The sequence below is a fragment of the Vibrio sp. S/42/10 genome, assembly GCF_029890535.1.
In the GTDB taxonomy this organism is placed as follows: domain Bacteria; phylum Pseudomonadota; class Gammaproteobacteria; order Enterobacterales; family Vibrionaceae; genus Vibrio; species Vibrio cyclitrophicus.
Window position 1 is genome coordinate 398,007 of record NZ_JAKMZC010000001.1, and the last position, 19,743, is coordinate 417,749.

The window sequence follows — 19,743 nt, forward strand, 5'->3', positions numbered from 1 at the left end:
CTTTCTTTAATGACGCTTAAGAAAACTCGTCACATAAAAATCAATAAAACTCTATTCAACCTCAAGCATCGGCTCGAGTTCACTTTGTACGCGCGTTTTAATGCCATCTCCCGCGTCTCGCAGTAAATTAAATGGTGATAGCACCACTCCTTTCACCGCTCCTTCTGCTGCGCCCTGAGCTAATTCTCTACTCTTATCTGCCAACAAATTCGCTTGTACCAAAATATCCGGTACTTCCGCTCTTAGCATTTCAGATTCAGTAATAATCACTGGAATGGTTTGCTCTCGATAAGATTTACTCTCAGCAAGCATTGGTGGCATCACATCGACACGATATCGCTTTAATTCCGTCAATGTTGGAGGAATCACATCGGTTCTAACTTGTTCGACTTCTGTTCGAACACTCTTAACTTCATCTAGAATGGCGGGGATTTTTCTATCGACCGATGAAACGGTGTTATTGACTTGAGCGATGGTTTTTCTCACATCTTCAACCGTCTCTAATACTTGAGGAGCAAGTTCATCAACATGCTCAGCAAATGCCAACCACTCTTCAACTTTGAGTTCCTTGGTCAGTACCGATAAGTCTTCGATCACCTGCGGGTAAGTATCAACGATTTCACCAACTTTATTGGTAAATGAGTAGATGGTGTAACCCAAATAAAAAATGGCGACCGCCAATACCAGCTGGATAGCAGTAGATACTTTTGCAAACATGAATAGTCCTTTTCTTTATCGCAGAGGCGACATCTAAACTGAGACGATGGTGAGTGTTTTATCAGACACTGCTTAAAGCGGCAATGCTGTCGTGTACTTCAATGGTTCCATCGCAAAAGTCGATGTCACGTTAGAGATACCATCAATGCTATTCACTAAGCGTTTGTAGAAATCATCAAAGCACTTCATGTCTTTCACTTGAACCTTCATCATATAATCATACTCGCCCGCCATACGGTAGAACTCCATCACCTCTGGAAATTCAGACACGGTGTTTACAAAACGACCGTACCACTCATGAGAGTGATCGCTGGTTTTAATCAACACGAACGCGGTAAAAGAAAGGTCGAGTTTTTCAGGATTCAACAACGCGACTTTTTTCTCAATAATGCCGTTCTCTTCAAGTCGCTTAAGCCTTTTCCAACAAGGCGTGGTCGTCAAGTTGACCGCTTCAGATATGTCATTCAACGACAGCGTGCTGTCCTCTTGTAACAGCCTTAATATCTTTTTATCTACGGCATCTATCACAATTTCACCAAACCACTTTTAAAGAGAATAATTTTCTACAATTTAAGCAAAACAAAGGAAATATGGCAAAGTTTTTCTCCTTAGATATCGCTAGATTATAACCATACCAATTACAAATAATTCCTACTTAGTATCAAGAGAATGCCTATGTGTACTGACCATCAATGGATTAACAACGCGATTCGTAAAATTGAAGCTGATTACCAACGCTCAGCGGATACGCACCTGATCAAGCTCGATTTACCTAGCGTAGAAGGCATTGATATTTATCTTAAAGATGAAAGTACACACCCTACTGGCTCTTTGAAGCATCGTTTAGCGCGTTCTCTGTTCTTATACGCTATCTGTAACGGTTGGGTTGGCTCAGAAACAACGATCATTGAATCTTCATCGGGCAGTACGGCGGTGTCTGAAGCGTACTTTGCTCGCCTACTTGGTCTTCCGTTTATTGCGGTAATGCCAAAATGCACAGCGAAGAAGAAGATTGAGCAGATTGAATTCTACGGCGGCCAAGCGCACCTTGTTGATCGCTCAGATGAGATTTACGATGAGTCTCGCCGTTTAGCAGAAGAGTTGAATGGTCACTACATGGACCAATTTACTTACGCTGAGCGCGCAACCGACTGGCGTGGTAACAACAACATCGCGAACTCGATTTTCAATCAAATGCAGATGGAAGATCACCCAGTTCCGGCATGGGTAGTAATGAGCCCAGGTACTGGCGGTACTTCTGCGACTATTGGCCGTTTCATTCGCTACCAACAGCATGAAACTAAGCTTTGTGTTGTCGACCCAGAGAACTCAGTATTCCTCGAATACTTCCAAACAGGCAATGCGAACGTGAAAGGCAATACATTCAGCAAGATTGAAGGTATTGGTCGCCCACGTGCAGAACCAAGCTTCATTCCTGGTGTGGTTGACGAAATGCGTAAAATCCCAGACGCAGCAAGCATCGCAACGACACATTGGTTGTCTGATATTCTTGGCCGCAAAGTTGGCGCATCAACCGGTACTAACATGTACGGTGTGCTTCAGCTAGCCAGTGAGATGAAAGCGCGTGGAGAGAAAGGTTCTATCGTGACTTTGCTATGTGACAGCGGTGAACGTTACCTAGACACTTACTTCAATGACGAGTGGGTAAATCTGAATATCGGTGACCTACAACCTTACGCGGCGAAGCTAGAAGCTTTCTCGCAAACGGGTGAGCTGGCTTAAGATCGAAACTAGCATTCATAGCTAAGACTAGGGCGTGCTGACCTTTCGTGGTTAAATTTTGTTCGTATGGGGACGCCTAGTCAAAAGCGTTTTAATCGCGGCGAAGGGGAAGTCGCCTAGTCATTCTAAGCAAATCTCCCTCAACAAAGAGTAAAACGCTTTTTGCGGGGGCGCCCAGCTCGAACCCTCCGGGCAGCGTTTGCTGGTCATTTCTACTGCGTTATCGGCTTCTCATGTAGGCTAGCTACACATCAAAGCCTCTGCCTTGTATAAATACCCTGCAACTCGCTGCAAAAATCAGCTCGAAAGATCAACACGCCCTAAATACAAAACAAAAAAGAGCCCATGATGGGCTCTTTTTGCTATAGATAGTTTGCAGTCAGTGTCGCTTATTCCTATGTCTTTACTGCTAATGCGACAAATTATTCTGGCTTCTGCTTTGCTTCAAACGCCGCTAGTTGCTCAGGTGTCGCTTTTGGCTGATGGTTTTGTTTCCACTCATCGTAAGTCATGCCATAAACGCGCTCACGAGCGTCATCGATATCCAAATCTAGGCCTTGTTGCTCAGCTTCGGCTTTGTACCATTTACTGAAACAGTTGCGGCAGAAGCCCGCCAAGATCATTAGGTCGATGTTTTGCACATCTTTATTGCTATCTAAATGTGCTAACAGGCGACGAAAGGTTGCTGCGTCTAGTTTATCTTGTTCTTCTTGAGAAAGATCTTTGTATTTAAATTCAGCCACTTTACTTTCCTTTAGTATTTGTTTTCTTGTATTCATTCGTTGAGCTGTAGTTGTTATACAAAAAAAGCCTGCCATTCGCTAGGAGCAAACGCAGGCTTTTCTATATTGTTACACTATTCCATGTTCATTGGCCGTGCGTGTTCATTAACCGTGACTGCTTCTTCCCACGTTGTCATGGCTCAGCTCTTTATTTAGAACCGCTTCCACATGACCAGGTGAACGTGTTGTGCCTGAAATCAATCGGTACATCGCAGGGATGACGAACAGAGTAACCAACGTCGCGAAGCCCATACCGAAGAAGATAACTGTACCCACTGCCACTCGGCTTTCATAGCCTGCGCCTGTTGAGGTAATCAATGGAACTGCACCGGCTAGCGTCGTAAACGCCGTCATTAAGATTGGACGCAAACGTCGTGCTGAAGCATCAATGATCGCCTTTTCAAACTCAATGCCACGGTCACGAAGTTGGTTAGCAAACTCTACGATCAGAATACCGTTTTTAGTTACCATACCGATCAACATGATCATACCTATTTGGCTGTACACGTTAAGACCTTGGTTCATCAGTACGAGGCCTAAGAAGCCACCGAAGATACCCATAGGAACCGTGAACATCACCACTAACGGGTTGATGAAGCTTTCAAACTGCGCAGCCAATACCAAGTACGCGACTAGCATCGCTAACGCAAACACCACTAAAATACTCGATTGGTTCTCTTTGAAGTCTTTTGACTCTCCAGAATAGCTCACAGAAATATCACCCGGTAGTTGCTCAATCGCTTGTTCATCAAGGAAGTCGAGTGCGTCACCCAACGTATAACCTTCCATTAAGTTCGCTTTAATGGTCACCGATTTCTGCTTGTTGTAGTGCGACAAACGAATCGATGAAGCGACTTCTTCAATATGCGTCAGCGTATCTAGTGTCACTAACTCACCAGATTGAGTACGCATATAGATTTGACTTAAGTCGTTAGCGTTATTGAAGCTATTTTCATCACCACGAAGGTAAACATCGTATTCTTCGCCACGGTCCACAAACGTGGTTTCGCTGCGCCCACCAAGCATGATTTCTAGCGTGTCTGAGATATCTGATACGCTGACACCCAACTCGGCTGCTCGTTGCTTATCTACGGTTACCAACAACTCTGGTGTTTTCTCCGAGTAATCGATGTCCGCACCTTCCATCATTGGTGAATCTTCAGCCGCTTGCTTTAACAGTTCGCCCCATTTCTGAAGCTCAGAGTAATCAGAGCCACCCAGTACAAACTGCACAGGCTCACTTGAACCACCTTTGAAGCCCGGCATGAACGGGAATACACGCACATCAGGAATACCATTCAACGATTTACGGACTTCGCTCAACGCTTCCTGAGCCGTCTCTTCACGTTCATCCCAATCTTCTAAGATCATGATAACGAAGCCCGTTTGGTCGCCCGCATTACCACCAAACGCTGGTGATTGAATGCTGAATGACTTCAAGAAGCCCTGACCAAGCAACGGCATTAGACGCTCTTCAACGATGTCCATATTGGCAGACATACGATTATAGCTGGTTGCATCAGCGCCACGAACAAACGCAAAGATAACACCACGGTCTTCTTGTGGAGTCAGTTGCGACGGCACTTGTTGCATCAAACCATAACTACCGCCCATACACGCGATAATGATGATTGGAGCAGCCCAACGCCAGTTTAAAGCACGGCGCAATACTGAGCGGTATCCAGATTCAAGTTTGCCAAATACGCGCTCGACAAACAGGTTAAAGCGGTTTGGTTTAACGTTCGCTTGTAGGATTTTACTGCCTAACACTGGCGTTAACGTTAATGCGACTAGCGACGAGAAGATCACCGACATAGCGAGCAATACAGAGAACTCGGTAAACAAGAGACCAACCATGCCGTCCATGAACGAGATTGGTAGGAATACCATTACCAATACAAGCGTTGTTGCGATTACCGCAAAGCCTACTTCACGAGTACCTTTATACGCAGCAAGCAGTGGCGATTCACCACGTTCAATATGGTGGAAAATGTTCTCAACCACCACGATCGCATCATCGACCACCAAACCAATCGACAGGATAAGTGCCATCAGGGTAATCAGGTTGATAGAGAAACCGAAGTAGTACGCGGCAATAAACGACGAGATCAGAGATACCGGCACGGTTACCGCGGGAATAAGTGTTGCACGTGCTTGACCAATAAAGATGTAAAGCACAAGGATAACTAAGCCACCCGTAATAAAGAGTGTGCTGTAAACCTCTGATATCGAACGGTCGATGAAGACTGTTGAGTCATAATCGACAGCCAAACGAGTACCATCTGGCAAGAACTTTTGAATTGCTTCGACTTCTTTATGGACTAAGTCAGCAACCTCAAGTGGGTTCGCATCTGACTGAGGCACGATACCCATACTTACGTTAACAACGCCGTCACTTTTAAAGGTCGAGTTCTCGTTTTCTGCGCCAATATACACATCCGCTACGTCTTTCAAATAGATAGGTGTATTATCAGAGGCACGTTTAACGACTAGGTATTCGAAATCTTCCGCTTCAGTGTAAGAACGAGCGGTACGCACCGACATTACAATCGCATCGTTACGTACTTCACCACCTGGGCTTTCAATGTTCTCACTGTTAAGAGCAGAAGTGATGTCCGAGGTAGTAACGCCACGACCCGCCATCTGCGCAGGTTTCAGCTTCACGTACATTACTTTGTACAAGCCACCCGAGATATCCACCGAACTCACACCAGAGATCAAACTAAAGCGGTCAATCAACACACGTTCTGTGTAGTCAGTTAACTGCGTTCGGTCCATCTCGGTTGAACTTAGGTTGATATAAACCGATGCTTCGCCACTACCGTTGTTCTTATAAACAATCGGGTCGTCGGCTTCATCAGGCAATGATCGCTGAGCACGAGCGACCGCATCACGCACATCACTCACACCCGTATTGAGGTCGTAACCAAGCTCAAAGGTAATCGTGATACGCGACATGCCGTTACGCGTTGTAGATTCGATCTCATCGATACCACTAATACCGGATAACTGATCTTCAAGATTGGAAGTTATTTGGCTTTCAATGATGGTGGCAGACGCACCCTCATAACGTGTACTGATCGACACCACTGGACTTTCAATATCTGGCATCTCACGAACAGCAAGCTTGTTAAATGAGACAATACCAAACACAACCAAAAGCAGGCTCAATACGATAGCCGCTACTGGTCTCTTTACAGAAACATCAGATAACAACATTAGTTAGCGCCTTCTTGTGTTGCTGCATTTTCATCAAGATTAGCTGTATCGGCCTCAAGTTTAGCGGGGCGATTAACGGCTAGCTCTTGAACCAAAACACCGTCGCGCATGTTCACGATACCTTGCACCACGATCTTCTGACCAATCTCGATACCTTTCTCAATCACGACTTCGTTATCGATACGTGCACCTAGGAACACTTCTGTTCGAGTTGCCTTGTTATCTTCATCAATTACGTAAACAAAACGTTTAGTGCCCGAATACTCCAATGCTTGAACTGGAATAATCGGCGCTTCTACTGGTGGAAAGTCCATATCAGCCGCCACTAACATGCCTGGCTTCAGATAATCATTGTTGTTATCGAAATGGATTCGAACTCGTAAGTTCAAGGTTTCAGCGTTGATACGAGAATCAATACCGACCACAGTACCTGTAAATTGAGTATCGCCCCACGCACTGGTGCGAGCCGTTACTTTCATGCCTTTAGATAGCTTAGAAAGATAACGCTCAGGAATTTGAAGGTCTAACTGCATCACAGACAAGTCATCTAATGTCACCAGTTCAGTGCCTGCAGTGACCATTTTTCCGCGGCTAAAGTCGATGAAACCAACGGTGCCAGAGAAAGGTGCGCTAATGTGAAGATCTTTTAGGTTTGCATTTGCGGCAGCCAGTCGAGCATTAGCAATTTCTACATTGGTTTTCTGAGCGTCGATTTCGGTTTGTGTGATCGCGTTACGTTTCACTAGGCGTTCAAATTCCGCTAGCTTACGTTTCTCATCTTTTAGATAAGCTTGCGCTTCTGAAACCGCAGCTTTAGCTTTGTCGTCATCTAACTGAACCAACATTTGCCCTTTGGTGACATCTTGATTAGCTTTGAAATTAATAGAATCAACTCTGCCAGCCACTTCAGAAGTAATAATCACAGATTGTTCGGCTTCTAACTTACCGACCAAAGAGAGAGATTGGCTAACTTGGTGAATATCAACCTGTTCAGTAACAACAGTAACAGTACTTGGGCCCATGCGTTTTGCGAGTGCGGCTGGAGACGCCATAAGAATAGACAAGCTAAGCAGGGTTAAAACAGATTTATGCTTCATAATAATGGTCTGCAAGTAAGATTTAAGATCTATAAATGAAATTAACGATATTCTATCAACTGATGAATGCTGTAACGTCAAGAAGTGTAAATCTAGGTCAAATTCCATTTACGTTTTGTCGCAAATTACACAAACCAAACACAATACAGAAAGCCAGTTACCTCAAGGTGTTACGTATCACTACGTAACACCTTAATAGAGATGTTCACTTCACGAGCAATATGCGTACTTTTCGCCATCTTTGCCCAAAAAGGCAGCATTTAACACAAAACCATAAGAAAAACTCTTTACAGGTTTAACGTGTTTGCTATGATGCGCTCCGCACTTGAGAGATGCGTTGGGAAAAACATCTCTTTAGCCTATCCATTACGAGTTAGGAAAAAACACCCTGGAGGGGTTCCCGAGTGGCCAAAGGGAGCAGACTGTAAATCTGCCGGCACTGCCTTCGATGGTTCGAATCCGTCTCCCTCCACCATATTCTTCTTACCTCTTTTAAGAGTTAAGAGAGCAACCTAGTTGATGGGCTTATGGGAAAACATCAATTTAGGCTTACTTTGTGAAGAGTAAGACATACCCTGGAGGGGTTCCCGAGTGGCCAAAGGGAGCAGACTGTAAATCTGCCGGCACTGCCTTCGATGGTTCGAATCCGTCTCCCTCCACCATATTCTTCTTACCTCTTTCGAGAGTTAAGAGAACAACCTAATTGATGGGCTTATGGGAAAACATCAATTTAGGCTTACTTTGTGAAAAGTAAGACACACCCTGGAGGGGTTCCCGAGTGGCCAAAGGGAGCAGACTGTAAATCTGCCGGCACTGCCTTCGATGGTTCGAATCCGTCTCCCTCCACCATATTCTTCTTACCTCTTTCTAGAGTTAAGAGAGCAACCTAGTTGATGGGCTTATGGGAAAACATCAATTTAGGCTTACTTTGTGAAAAGTAAGACACACCCTGGAGGGGTTCCCGAGTGGCCAAAGGGAGCAGACTGTAAATCTGCCGGCACTGCCTTCGATGGTTCGAATCCGTCTCCCTCCACCATATTCTCCTTAATTGGAAAATCGAAAAGCCAACTCATTGAGTTGGCTTTTTTCGTTTCCGAGCTTTATATCTTTCTAAACGCATCTTTCTAAACATTGCCCTCAACTTCCTAAACACTAACCCACTACTACAAAAAACTTGATCAGTCTGACTCATTCGGACATCAGTGCTCCCATACTTAAGCATGACGCTCACAAACCAGATAAGCAGCGCAACCTAAGTAGTTTGTAGAAACTTGCTCTTTGCATTTACTCTCAATGTCCTGTTTCTGATGCACCGTGATCTCAGGCGCCAATACGGATTCAAAGAACTTTGTCATTACTCATTACATCCAGATGAAATCAGTTAGTTAGTCTCAGGTTAATCCAATATTTGAATAAGATACATCTCTTATATTTGTCTTGATGACACTCTTCCTCTACTCATGTTATTTCTCTGTTCCGCATGTTTCGTCATATTGGTATTGCTCCGTGAATCTAAAACTCTCCCCCCTCAAAAAAAGCTTAAAGCCAATTTCCCAGACGCAACTTACAGATACATATTATTAGGCGCAAAAAAGCCCCTACAGATTTCTCCGTAGGGGCTTTCAATAATCAAAGCAATATCTAGTTAACTCATTTTTAGTTAACTATCGAGATTAACCTTGAATACCAACAATTAGCCAAGGCGCATTGTCAGTAGTTAGATCGCGTTCTAAATGCCAGATATCAGTGATATCTTCTTCGATGCCATCCGCTGTATCACGGTAACGACCACTAAACTGAAGGCTTAGCTGTGCTTTGCTACCATCGTGGTCTGCACGAACGATTTCAGCATCAACGTACATTACGTCTGTGTGCTGATCACCCTCTAGCTTGTTACGCTCAGCTTTCAGATCTTCAAATAAGCTTGGAGATACGTACTCTTCAATCGTGTTAAGCTCGTTGTGGTTCCATGCACCTTGCAGTGTACGGTAGTGCTCACGAGAGCCATTGATGAAGGCCGCTTGATCAAAACCCGGTGGGTAATTATGCGGAACATCGCTTTGAGCACCAAAGCCAAAGCCGCCAGCAGCACCTTGTGGTTGAGATTGAGGTTGTGCTTGCTCGAAGTTATGAACATTTGGCTGTTGCTTAGGTTGCTCATACTTGTTCTGACCCATACCACCGAATGCTGGCTGTTGGCCACGTCCATTCTGCTGATTCATTGAGCCCTGCTTGGCCCCCAACATTCCACGCAGGAATTTAAACGCTAGGAAAGCGATTAGACCCATAATCAGAATATCCATAAACTGGATACCTTCAAATGCGCCGCCAAAGAATGCAGCTAAAAGACCACCGGCAAGTAAACCACCTAGTAGACCGCCCATAAGGCCTTTCTTGCTAGAGTTAGCTGCTGTGTTCTTACCCGTCTGATCTTGTCGGATCGAGTTAGTGTTTTGTTGTTTTGGTGCTGGAGCCGTTTTGAAGCTTTTGCCAAATGACTTACCACCACCAAACTTTTTCGCTTCCGCGATTGGCGTCACCGCGACTGTTACCAACAGGATCGCGACTAGTGAGAAAAATCGTTTCATTATTATCCTTTATAGGGTTCTTTATCTTTCGACACCTTAATCATACTCGTTAACAAAGAACAATGAAATATTCACGGCGTTTACACATGTATCATAATATTGCTGCTATTAATTGGTTACTTAATTAGCGAAGGGATTGACGGCAATCGGGGGCAGCATTAAAATATTGAACGATGTTCATTTATAGAAAGTACTCATGGCAAGAAGAAACGATCATACTCGCGAACAATTAGTGCAATTAACTTTAAAGACAGTGACCGACTTCTTAGCTGAGCACTCCTACCACGAGTTAAGTCTACGTAAAATTGCCAATATGATTGGCTACGTTCCTAGTACCCTAGTTAATGTATTTGGTAACTACAACCTATTGCTCTTGCATGTTGTTGCGCAAACCCTAGACGAACTCGCTGCCGAATCCGCATCTGTCGTAGAACAATCGAGCAATCCTCAACAAGCATTGTTTAACCTTGCTTACTGTTATCACGACTACGCACAAAAGCACCCTCACCGCTGGCAGCTTATCTTCGAACACAACATGAATGGCGAAAACCTTCCTGAGTGGCAATCGAACCGAATCGATCGAATGACTGGCATGTTAGAACAATTACTTATAGCGATCGCACCAGAGCACACAGAAAGCGAAGTGGTTAAAGCGAGCCGTGTATTATGGTCAGGTGTGCATGGAATTACGCTACTTAGCGTTGATGACAAGTTTTTCGCGTCAGAGCCTATTGATGGTAAAGAGTTGATTAATAACCTAATCTCAAATTACTTGACCAACTGGTAATCATCCAAGGAAAGACAATGAACAACAGCAGCCACTCTTCGCTGTTAACGCAAAAAAGGTTCCTACCCTATTTTATCACCCAGTTTCTAGGAGCCTTTAATGACAACATATTCAAAAATGTGCTGTTGTTGTTTGTTGCCTTTGCGAGCATAGACACTCTTCCTATTTCCAGTAATTTATTCATTAACTTAGCTGCTGGCCTTTTTATTCTGCCCTTCTTCTTATTTTCTGCTTTAGCTGGCGTACTGGCTGATAAATACGAAAAATCTTGGTTTATCCGTAAAGTTAAGCTCCTTGAAATACTAATAATGTCATTGGGTGCGGTCGGATTTATCTACGAAAGCTACGGTATACTGCTTTTGCTTCTGTTTCTAATGGGAACGCAAAGTGCTTTCTTTGGCCCGGTGAAATATGCCCTGCTTCCTCAACAGTTAGAGACAAAAGAACTAGTAACCGGCAATGCGTTAGTCGAAACAGGCACATTCTTAGCGATCCTGATTGGCACTCTAGGCGCGGGGGTTATCGCGTCAGAAGAGAGCTCAAAGCTTATTGCCGCTGTGTGTATTGTTTTGTTTGCTGTTCTTGGGTACGTATCAAGCTGCTTTATTCCTGAAGCGCCAAGCAATGCTCCAGATCTAAAAGTGAAATGGCAGCCAGTGAAACTAACTCGCACCACACTGGCTATTGCTAAAAAAGATCGCCCTACTTTCCAAGCATTAATGTCTATTAGTTGGTTTTGGTTCCTTGGTGCAGCTTACCTAACTCAGTTCCCCAATTTCACCAAGCTGCATTTAAATGGCACAGAAAGCTCCGTTGCGTTTTTACTGGCGCTGTTTTCGGTAGGTATTGCGATAGGGTCTTTGGCTTGCGATAAACTATCTAATCATCGAATTGAAATCGGTATCGTGCCAATAGGCAGCCTTGGTATCTCAATATTTGGCTTGTTGATGGCAATATCGATTCCCGAATCACTGCCTGATTTTAGCTCTTTCCACCAATTCGTGACGTATTCTGAGCTGTGGCCACTATTTTTTCACCTCTTATTATTAGGCATATCAGGTGGTATCTTCATCGTTCCGCTTTATTCCTTAATGCAGTTGCGTGCCAAACCAAACGAGCGTGCACAGGTGATCGCAGGGCTCAACATCTACAACTCACTATTCATGGTGGGAAGCGCCGTTCTCGGTATCATCTGCCTAACTGTTCTTGAACTTTCGATTCCGCAACTGTTTGTATTACTCGCACTGTTTAACACGTTAGTTGTGTTTTACCTTTTCTATCAAGTACCTATCTATGCGTTCCGTTTTTTCACATGGGTAGTCACTCACACCATGTACCGTGTAAAGCATAAGAACCTACATCACCTACCAGAGAAAGGTGGAGCACTCATCGTATGTAACCATGTGAGCTATATGGATGCATTATTATTGAGTGCCGTTTGTCCTCGCCTTATCCGTTTTGTAATGGAAGAAGACTATGCAAAGCTTCCACCATTGCGACGCTTCTTGAGACGAGCTGGAGTTATTCCTATCTCATCAACAAATCGTAGTTCGATGCGTAATGCCTTCAAAGATGTTGAAGATGTACTGCGTGAAGGGCATATCGTCTGTATTTTCCCAGAAGGAAAGCTTACTTCAGACGGAGAAGTCGCCGAATTCATGCGTGGTATGGAACTCATCATCAGACGCTCTCCAGTCCCTGTCATTCCAATGGCACTTAAAGGATTGTGGGGCAGCTACTTCAGCCGTTTCAAAGGAAGAGCGTGCAAAGGCTTACCAACCCGTTTTTGGACGAAGCTAGAGATAGAAGCTGGCGAACCTATTCTACCGAAAGATGCAAATTGCGAGACACTCCGCCAGGCTGTTGCAGATCTTCGAGGCTCAAACCGCTAAGTTAAGTAAACTAAGCAGCGATTAGTTGAATGATTAAATAGTTAATATCGTTAAATAACGAGTTCTCTAGACAACATTTATGAAGCCGCATTCAACCGAGTAACATCCAGCCGCATCTATATCGATGGAAGAGTATATCCATGAACAAGCGTTAAGTTTTACTTAACGTTTGTTCAATTCATTTAGACTTACTTACCATTGAGTTAAGCGTATAGTCTTCCAATACGCTGCCATAACCATAAATGACAACCTAAATATAATGAATTTAAAAAAGTCTGTTCCATTTTATATTGCTGCTCTATTTTGCTTAACCCCTTGGGTAAGCTCACCGACTGCACTTGTTATTGGCTTCCTATTGGCGAGTCTAGGCTTGGTACCTGAGCACTTAGAAGTCGGCAAGTTAACGAAGAAGCTATTGGCCTACTCGATTGTTGGTTTAGGTTTTGGCATCCAGTTTGAAAAGGCACTGGCGGTAACAGGTGATGGCATTGGCTTGATTGTCACAACGATCATTGGCACGTTGGTCATTGGGTGGTTCTTAGCAAAACGTATGGGATTGGATCGCACCACGGGCTACCTTATCTCTTCTGGTACCGCTATTTGTGGTGGTAGCGCTATCGCAGCGGTCGCTCCTGCAATCAAAGCAGACGATGAGCAAATTGGCTTGGCATTAGCCACTGTGTTCGTATTGAACTCAGTCGCTCTGTTCTTATTCCCTATGATTGGCCATGCTCTTGAGCTAAGCCAGCAAACTTTCGGTACATGGGCGGCAATCGCAATTCATGATACTTCTTCGGTTGTCGGTGCAGCATCGGCGTATGGCGAAGAGGCACTCACGACAGCAACAACACTCAAGCTAGCTCGTGCACTTTGGATCATCCCAATCGCGCTGATCAGTGCAATGATTTTTAAGAACGATCAAAAGAAAATTACAGTCCCTTATTTCATTTTCTTCTATTGTGCCGCTATCGCCGTTAGCGACTTATTGCCGCAATTTGAGATGGTCTACCAGGGAATTTTTGATATATCTAAACGTGCACTCGTAGTGTGCCTGTTCTTGATCGGTTGTGGTATCTCAGTTGAGAAGCTCAAAGCAGCAGGACCAAAACCGTTAATGTTTGGTATTACGATGTGGGTAATGATTTCTACTGGGTCATTAGCGTGGTTAACACTCGTCTAATGCGAAGGGAAACGCGATCTATTGGTTAGCTTGCAACAAGCTAACGAGAAAAATAAAAAGGCAAAGCTCCAATGGGCTTTGCCTTTATCGTTTATTTCCTAAGTATCTATGGTTGCTTAAACATCTTTTGTTAATTAGGCACCTGTTGTTAATTAAGCATCCATTGTTGCTTAAGGATCTAATGTTACTTAAGTATCTGTGCTCGAAGCAGTCACTAATCAAACAGGGGCTTATCACTCTTTTTGCTCTCTTTTTTCATCAAAACAAGCACTACAACCAATACAAATGCGGTAAGCTCAGCTAATGATCGAGTCAATCCCGACGATGTTACTGCTTGGCCTATCTGCAGTAAGACCGCAACAATGAGGGCGATTTTCATAATAAGACCTTATTCTATAATCCGTTCTTTATAGGGCTTATTATGATGGATGGTTATAAAGATAATAAATTCTGTTTTGAACTATCTAATTGCTAAATTAACTAAACTAGTCCGATTGACCCTCTAACCACTTAATAAAAGTTCTGACCTTAGGCCGTTTTTCAGTGCCTAACGGACAAATTAAATCATATCCTTTGTCTGTATCCATACTCGGATAAGGCGTGATCAGTTCACCCGTCTCTATATATTGCTTAACAAAGTGATAGCGTCCCATCGCAACACCAATATTGTACAGTGCACTCTTTACACCCATATCTCGATGACTCACGCAATAAAACTGATCATACAGATCAACATCCAAACCGTTGTGCTTAATCCATCGTTGCCAAACATCGGACCCCAATGCATGTATAAAATTAATCCTATGTAACGACTCTACTCCATCATCAAAGATATTGTGTTCAGCAGCATAACTCGGTGTACATACCGGTATGTACTTTTCACCAAACAAGCGTTGTCGGTGCATATCTTTGAGGTCTTCAGCACCATAATAAATAGCAACATCTAAGTGGTTTTGATGAAAATCCTGCTCCTCTTGCGAGAAAATGTTGAGATTAAACTTAGGGTATCTCTGTTTAAAATCAGCCAGTCTTGGCAATAACCAACTGTTAGCAAATGCAGGGCTCGTACCAATATTGATCTGTCCGTACAAGTCTGTGTTAGTAATGTCTTCAATCTCACCAAAAATAGAACTTAACGACTTCGACAAGGTTCGTTTAAAACGCTGACCTTCTTCAGTTAACGCAAGCTTACGAGTTCCTCGCACAAACAAATTAAAACCGAGTTCTCCTTCTAATACTTTAATCCGATGGCTTACTGCACCTTGCGTGAGATGTAATTTTTTCGCCGCCAGTGTGAAGCTCATGTTCTCGGCAGCGACATTAAAAGTATGAAGGTTTCTCAGTAAAGATTGATGGTTAGCCATACGAACTCATGCATTAAAAATTTTAATTCATACTACTACCCGTTTCGTTTGTTTGCATCAAGAAATAAGTTTCTAATACCCACAGTTGCTTAAAATCCTGCTTCGATCAACATTTGGTTCTACGCTTTGACGATCAGGAACATTAAAAAAATTAATTACAAACTTAGGGGTACATATGAATATACTCGGGTATATGCAAAAAGTAGGTAAGGCATTAATGGTTCCAGTCGCCACACTGCCAGCTGCAGCAATCCTTATGGGGATCGGCTATTGGTTGGATCCTGTGGGATGGGGTTCAGAAAGTATTTTAGCCGCATTCTTGATCAAATCTGGCGGTGCTATCATCGACAACATGGCGGTTTTATTCGCGGTAGGTGTCGCATTTGGCTTAAGTCGAGATAAAAATGGCTCTGCCGCATTATCTGGTTTTGTGATGTTCCTTGTCGTCACCACACTTCTTGCTCCGGGCTCTGTTGCTCAATTAATGAATGTTGAACTCAGTGAAGTGCCTGCGGCATTTGGCAAAATCAGCAACCAATTCGTGGGCATCGTTGTTGGTATCATTTCTGCTGAAATCTATAATCGTTATTCAACCGTAGAACTTCCTCAAGCATTAGCCTTCTTCAGCGGTAAACGTTTGGTTCCTATCCTGACTTCAATCGCAGGTATGGCTCTCTCTTTTGCTCTGTTATACATCTGGCCAGCTGTGTACGACTCTTTAATCGTTTTGGGTATTAAACTCGAAGGTATGGGGGCTGTGGGAGCTGGCCTATTTGGCTTCTTTAACCGTCTGTTCCTATCAGTTGGTATGCACCACGCTCTTTATCCTGTGTTCTGGTTCGACGTTGTAGGCATTAATGATATTCCAACCTTCTTAGGCGGCGCACAATCTATCGCTAACGGTACGGGCATTCCGGGTAAAACAGGCATGTACCAAGCGGGCTTCTTCCCTATCATGATGTTTGGCTTACCCGCTGCGGCATTAGCGATGTACCACTGCTCAAATGCGGAAAACAAGAACCAAGTATTTGCAATCATGCTTGCAGCGGCCATGGCTTCATTCTTCACCGGTATCACAGAGCCGCTAGAGTTCAGTTTCATGTTCCTAGCACCAGTATTGTTCCTATTGCACGCAGTATTGACAGGTCTATCGCTTTACATTGCAGCAAGTATGGAATGGATGGCAGGGTTCGGCTTCTCTGCTGGTTTCGTTGACCTAGTACTATCAAGCCAAAACCCACTAGCAACTAACTGGTACATGCTCTTAGTTCAAGGTGTTGTATTCTTCGCGCTTTACTACTGCATTTTCCGCTTCGCTATCATTAAATTCAACCTGCGAACCCCGGGACGTGGTGAAGAGATGGAAGCAGAAAAAGAGCTAGAAACTCCAGAAGCACTGGCTAACCTAACCAATGGCTACATTGAAGCCGTCGGCGGTGCAGACAACATCCTAGAAGTAGATAACTGTATTACTCGCCTACGCTTAACTGTAAAAGACTCAGGGGCAGCTGATAGTGACAAACTGAAGAAACTAGGTGCGGCAGGTGTGGTACCTGTTGGTAAAGGTGGCCTACAAGTTATCATTGGCCTAGGTAAGGTCGATAAGGTCGCTGAACAAATGAAGAAGGCTCTTGCTTAAGTTAAGCAACCAGATGGAAAGATAAAAAACCTTAATGACCAGATGAAATACTAAGAATTTGTGACGGCTTCACCACCGTCACAACCCCCTGAAGCGCAATTACGACTAGTCACCGTGTATTGCGCTTCATTTTATTATTCTCAGTTCTATTTAGAACGTATCTGCTGTAACCACTGTGCCAACCCTGTGCGCGAAACCTTAATACCTTGCTGTTCTTGCTCTGGCATATGGTAGTACTCGACAGGAAATTTGAACCGTTCAAGACGGCCATTTAATTGCTCGGCAAACCATTCTTTGGGTGGTAAATCCGTACAATCTACAATAGCGACAGGTCGAAATCCGAATTCATCGTCTTCAATTGGAACGATAAACGCCTGATTGATTGCAGATAATTGATTCAGTGCTCGCTCAATTTCTTCACAGTGAATATTCTCACCTCCAGAAATAAATTGATTATCTGCACGGCCAATAATCGATACTTGTTCGCCAACCCACTCACCAAGATCTTTACTGTCGAACCAACCTTGGTCATCCACCAGAGGCGTTAAGTCACCTTGATAGTAATAACCAGAAGCAAGTGTATTACCGCCAATATAGATACGTTGATCTTCAATCTTCAATTGGCGTTGGTCGAGAACAAAGCCTGCCGTTTTGGTGCCATCGATGGGTTTCGCGGTCACTGTCGAAGCCGCTTCTGTCATGCCATATCCAAGCCAAGTTTCGATACCCATTTGTTGAGCTTCAAGCCCTAGCGCTTCTGGGATATGGCTCCCACCTAACAACACATGAGTTAAAGTAAGTGCTTGTTTACTCTTCAGTAATCGATGTAGCTGAGTAGCCACTAATGAGGCATGACTGCAACCTTCGATGTCTGACTCAAGCTTACCTGACCCTATTTTGATACAGCCACCAGCAGCTAACCAACGATGGACAATCGCTAATCCCGATACGTGGTACATCGGCAAGCTAAGTAGCCATGTATCAGCTTGTTCAAAGTGGAAAACGTCGAGTAAGCCCTGAGCTGAACATAAGTGTTGCTGCAACGTGTGCGCCACCGCCTTCGGGTTTCCGGTAGAGCCAGAAGTGAATACGATGCTCGCTAAAGATTGAGGACTAAAGTGTACGTTTTCCGGTGTTTTTGGTTTGTCATCATCATCGACCTTAACTTCGTTCAAGCAAGGCAACGTTACCAATATAGTCTTGAGTTCAACAGCATCAAAATGATCTAGCCCACAGCTATCTAATAACCACAGGTATCGCCTATCTGATTGGCCATAAAGGGATTCAAGCTTCTGCGTTAAACGAGCTTTCGGCTGAGGCATGGTAAACGCACAAACCACACCTAAATTTAAGGCCGCAAGATACACTGGAATCACTTCAGCTTGGTTCTTACCGGCAATCGTCAGTACATCACCTTTAGATAGGCCTTGTTGAGACAACTGTTGTTGGTACTCACTCACTAACGTTGATACTTGCAGCCAAGTGCAATTTCGGTCAGGAGTCACTAACGCTGTTTGATGTGGGTTCTGTTGCGCCCACTGTACCCAGAACGGGTGATGAATAGATTGTGGGCGCATCATAGAATAACCGAAAAATAAATGAAGAACCGACCGAGCTAATTAAATCGCCATTCAACTAGCTCGTAAAACGTACCGCACAATAGCTTTGTCTAAGAAGACCAAATCAATTGCTGCTGCTCAAGAGTTGAAACTGGAAGCTCACAACCTGGCCAAGAGACTTCTAGTTGCTGCTGATACAAGCCAATCGTATCAAGTCCCGGTACTTCGTTTGGTAGATACTGCTGGGCCAAACGAGCAATCTGCGTCAGACCTAGACTAGACTCTATACTTGAACTCAATATAGGTTTAATCCCAAGTTGCTGTGCTCGCTCAATGATTGCTACACAACGCTCTACAGAACCAATAAGAGTTGGCTTGATCACTACAGCTTTAACACCAGTTAGGTCACTTAGATCAAACTCTGGGCTTCTTACCGCTTCTTGTAGTGTTTCATCCCACGCAATTGCCACACCATGGTCGATAGCAAATGCCAAGCTGTCTTCAGGTTTCAGGCAAGGCTCTTCAATAAAGCTAATGCGTTGACGCAACGACGGCGAAATGTACTTAATAAATTGCTTCGCTTTTTCTGGCTTCCACGCACGGTTAGCATCTAGCCTCAAACTTAAGTCAGGAATTGATTCAAGGAATAAGCTCACCAGCATGCCATCACGAATGGCTTCATAAAGGCCCACTTTTACCTTGGCAACCTTCTCGCCTCTCATCCCATTGAGAACAGGAATCAGCTCATCCGGATCTCCTGTGCACAAAGGCGCAGCTTGATAATTACCTTCAGCGTTGAGATCACCGCGTAACTCCATCATCGCCATTGAAAGGCCAAACGCGACAGAAGGATATAGCTCTTCAAACGACGTTTGAGGATTATTGTGGCTCCAAAGCTCTAATTCGTGTTGAAGCTGGATGCCAGCTTGTTCGACATCTTCTTGGCTAAAGCCCGGTAACGGAGCAACTTCGCCAAAACCCGATTTACCATCGCACTCAAGTTGGATGATATAACCCATTCTTTCGCTCAACTTATTATCACGAAGTATCACACCGCTATCCATAGGCAATTGATAACGATAGAGTTTAGCTTGGCGCTGAGAATTCACTGAGTTCATTAGATTTCCTAAAAAACGAGAGCATTAAACAAAACGAGCCGCTATTAGCGACTCATTC

General features: G+C 44.0%; 16 protein-coding genes and 4 tRNA genes. 9 read left to right on the top strand and 11 right to left on the bottom strand.

All coding sequences use genetic code 11. The annotated features are described in order from the left end of the window. Positions 1-51: 51 nt before the first annotated feature. Both L8S15_RS01820 and L8S15_RS01825 read right to left on the bottom strand, forming a co-directional pair. Positions 52-717: a hypothetical protein gene (locus L8S15_RS01820; RefSeq protein WP_010439584.1), complete on the bottom strand. Its 666-nt coding sequence runs from the start codon at positions 715-717 to the stop codon at positions 52-54. Between the two features lie 72 nt (positions 718-789). Beyond that, positions 790-1,245 (bottom strand): Lrp/AsnC family transcriptional regulator, encoded by a 456-nt coding sequence (locus L8S15_RS01825; protein ID WP_010439581.1) that lies wholly within the window; start codon positions 1,243-1,245, stop codon positions 790-792. 147 nt (positions 1,246-1,392) lie between these two features. On the opposite strand from L8S15_RS01825, the gene L8S15_RS01830 reads away from it, so the two are divergent. Further along, positions 1,393-2,460, top strand: coding sequence for a PLP-dependent cysteine synthase family protein (locus tag L8S15_RS01830; protein WP_016784689.1), 1,068 nt, complete (start codon positions 1,393-1,395; stop codon positions 2,458-2,460). A 422-nt stretch (positions 2,461-2,882) separates the two neighbouring features. Here L8S15_RS01830 and L8S15_RS01835 read toward each other — a convergent pair whose 3' ends face one another. From L8S15_RS01835 to L8S15_RS01845, 3 genes are all read right to left on the bottom strand, one after another. Further along, positions 2,883-3,203, bottom strand: coding sequence for a DUF1244 domain-containing protein (locus tag L8S15_RS01835; RefSeq protein WP_010439576.1), 321 nt, complete (start codon positions 3,201-3,203; stop codon positions 2,883-2,885). Between the two features lie 144 nt (positions 3,204-3,347). Further along, positions 3,348-6,461 carry a vibriobactin export RND transporter permease subunit VexH gene (vexH, locus tag L8S15_RS01840; protein WP_010439574.1) on the bottom strand — a complete coding sequence of 1,038 codons (3,114 nt, stop codon included), beginning with the start codon at positions 6,459-6,461 and terminating at the stop codon, positions 3,348-3,350. Further along, a complete protein-coding gene (locus tag L8S15_RS01845; RefSeq protein WP_022570816.1) occupies positions 6,461-7,558 on the bottom strand; it encodes an efflux RND transporter periplasmic adaptor subunit in 1,098 nt (365 codons plus the stop codon). Before L8S15_RS01845 ends, vexH begins: the two co-directional genes overlap by 1 nt. Before the next feature lie 390 nt (positions 7,559-7,948). Here L8S15_RS01845 and L8S15_RS01850 point away from each other — a divergent pair. The 4 genes from L8S15_RS01850 (at position 7,949) to L8S15_RS01865 (ending at position 8,594) form a co-directional block, all read left to right on the top strand. Further along, positions 7,949-8,033 (top strand) — tRNA-Tyr (locus L8S15_RS01850). Positions 8,034-8,135: 102 nt separating this feature from the next. Next, positions 8,136-8,220: transfer RNA gene (locus L8S15_RS01855), tRNA-Tyr, on the top strand. A gap of 102 nt (positions 8,221-8,322) precedes the next feature. After that, positions 8,323-8,407 (top strand) — tRNA-Tyr (locus L8S15_RS01860). Between the two features lie 102 nt (positions 8,408-8,509). Next, positions 8,510-8,594 (top strand) — tRNA-Tyr (locus L8S15_RS01865). Between the two features lie 178 nt (positions 8,595-8,772). Here the strand turns inward: L8S15_RS01865 and L8S15_RS01870 are convergent. Beyond that, on the bottom strand, positions 8,773-8,913 hold the full coding sequence (locus L8S15_RS01870; RefSeq protein WP_016800939.1) for a hypothetical protein: 141 nt from the start codon (positions 8,911-8,913) through the stop codon (positions 8,773-8,775). Positions 8,914-9,231: 318 nt separating this feature from the next. Then, positions 9,232-10,146: a TIM44-like domain-containing protein gene (locus tag L8S15_RS01875; protein ID WP_010439568.1), complete on the bottom strand. Its 915-nt coding sequence runs from the start codon at positions 10,144-10,146 to the stop codon at positions 9,232-9,234. A 196-nt stretch (positions 10,147-10,342) separates the two neighbouring features. On the opposite strand from L8S15_RS01875, the gene L8S15_RS01880 reads away from it, so the two are divergent. The 3 genes from L8S15_RS01880 (at position 10,343) to L8S15_RS01890 (ending at position 14,005) form a co-directional block, all read left to right on the top strand. Further along, complete coding sequence (locus L8S15_RS01880) at positions 10,343-10,933, top strand: TetR-like C-terminal domain-containing protein (RefSeq protein ID WP_010439565.1); 591 nt, start codon at positions 10,343-10,345, stop codon at positions 10,931-10,933. Between the two features lie 17 nt (positions 10,934-10,950). Next, complete coding sequence (locus L8S15_RS01885) at positions 10,951-12,825, top strand: MFS transporter (protein ID WP_280571936.1); 1,875 nt, start codon at positions 10,951-10,953, stop codon at positions 12,823-12,825. A gap of 259 nt (positions 12,826-13,084) precedes the next feature. Continuing rightward, positions 13,085-14,005 (top strand): putative sulfate exporter family transporter, encoded by a 921-nt coding sequence (locus L8S15_RS01890; RefSeq protein WP_010439560.1) that lies wholly within the window; start codon positions 13,085-13,087, stop codon positions 14,003-14,005. A 214-nt stretch (positions 14,006-14,219) separates the two neighbouring features. On the opposite strand, the gene L8S15_RS01895 is transcribed toward L8S15_RS01890, so the two are convergent. Continuing rightward, the gene (locus tag L8S15_RS01895) at positions 14,220-14,384 is read right to left on the bottom strand and encodes a hypothetical protein (protein ID WP_010439557.1); all 165 of its coding nucleotides are present in this window, start codon (positions 14,382-14,384) and stop codon (positions 14,220-14,222) included. 106 nt (positions 14,385-14,490) lie between these two features. Next, positions 14,491-15,369, bottom strand: coding sequence for a LysR substrate-binding domain-containing protein (locus L8S15_RS01900; protein WP_010439555.1), 879 nt, complete (start codon positions 15,367-15,369; stop codon positions 14,491-14,493). A gap of 193 nt (positions 15,370-15,562) precedes the next feature. Between L8S15_RS01900 and nagE the strand changes: the two genes are divergently transcribed. Then, positions 15,563-17,008: an N-acetylglucosamine-specific PTS transporter subunit IIBC gene (gene nagE, locus L8S15_RS01905; protein ID WP_016794406.1), complete on the top strand. Its 1,446-nt coding sequence runs from the start codon at positions 15,563-15,565 to the stop codon at positions 17,006-17,008. A 146-nt stretch (positions 17,009-17,154) separates the two neighbouring features. Here the strand turns inward: nagE and menE are convergent, their stop codons facing one another. Beyond that, the gene (menE, locus tag L8S15_RS01910; RefSeq protein WP_102269981.1) at positions 17,155-18,588 is read right to left on the bottom strand and encodes an o-succinylbenzoate--CoA ligase; all 1,434 of its coding nucleotides are present in this window, start codon (positions 18,586-18,588) and stop codon (positions 17,155-17,157) included. 89 nt (positions 18,589-18,677) lie between these two features. Next, positions 18,678-19,685 carry an o-succinylbenzoate synthase gene (menC, locus tag L8S15_RS01915; protein ID WP_102269980.1) on the bottom strand — a complete coding sequence of 336 codons (1,008 nt, stop codon included), beginning with the start codon at positions 19,683-19,685 and terminating at the stop codon, positions 18,678-18,680. Between the last annotated feature and the right edge of the window lie 58 nt (positions 19,686-19,743).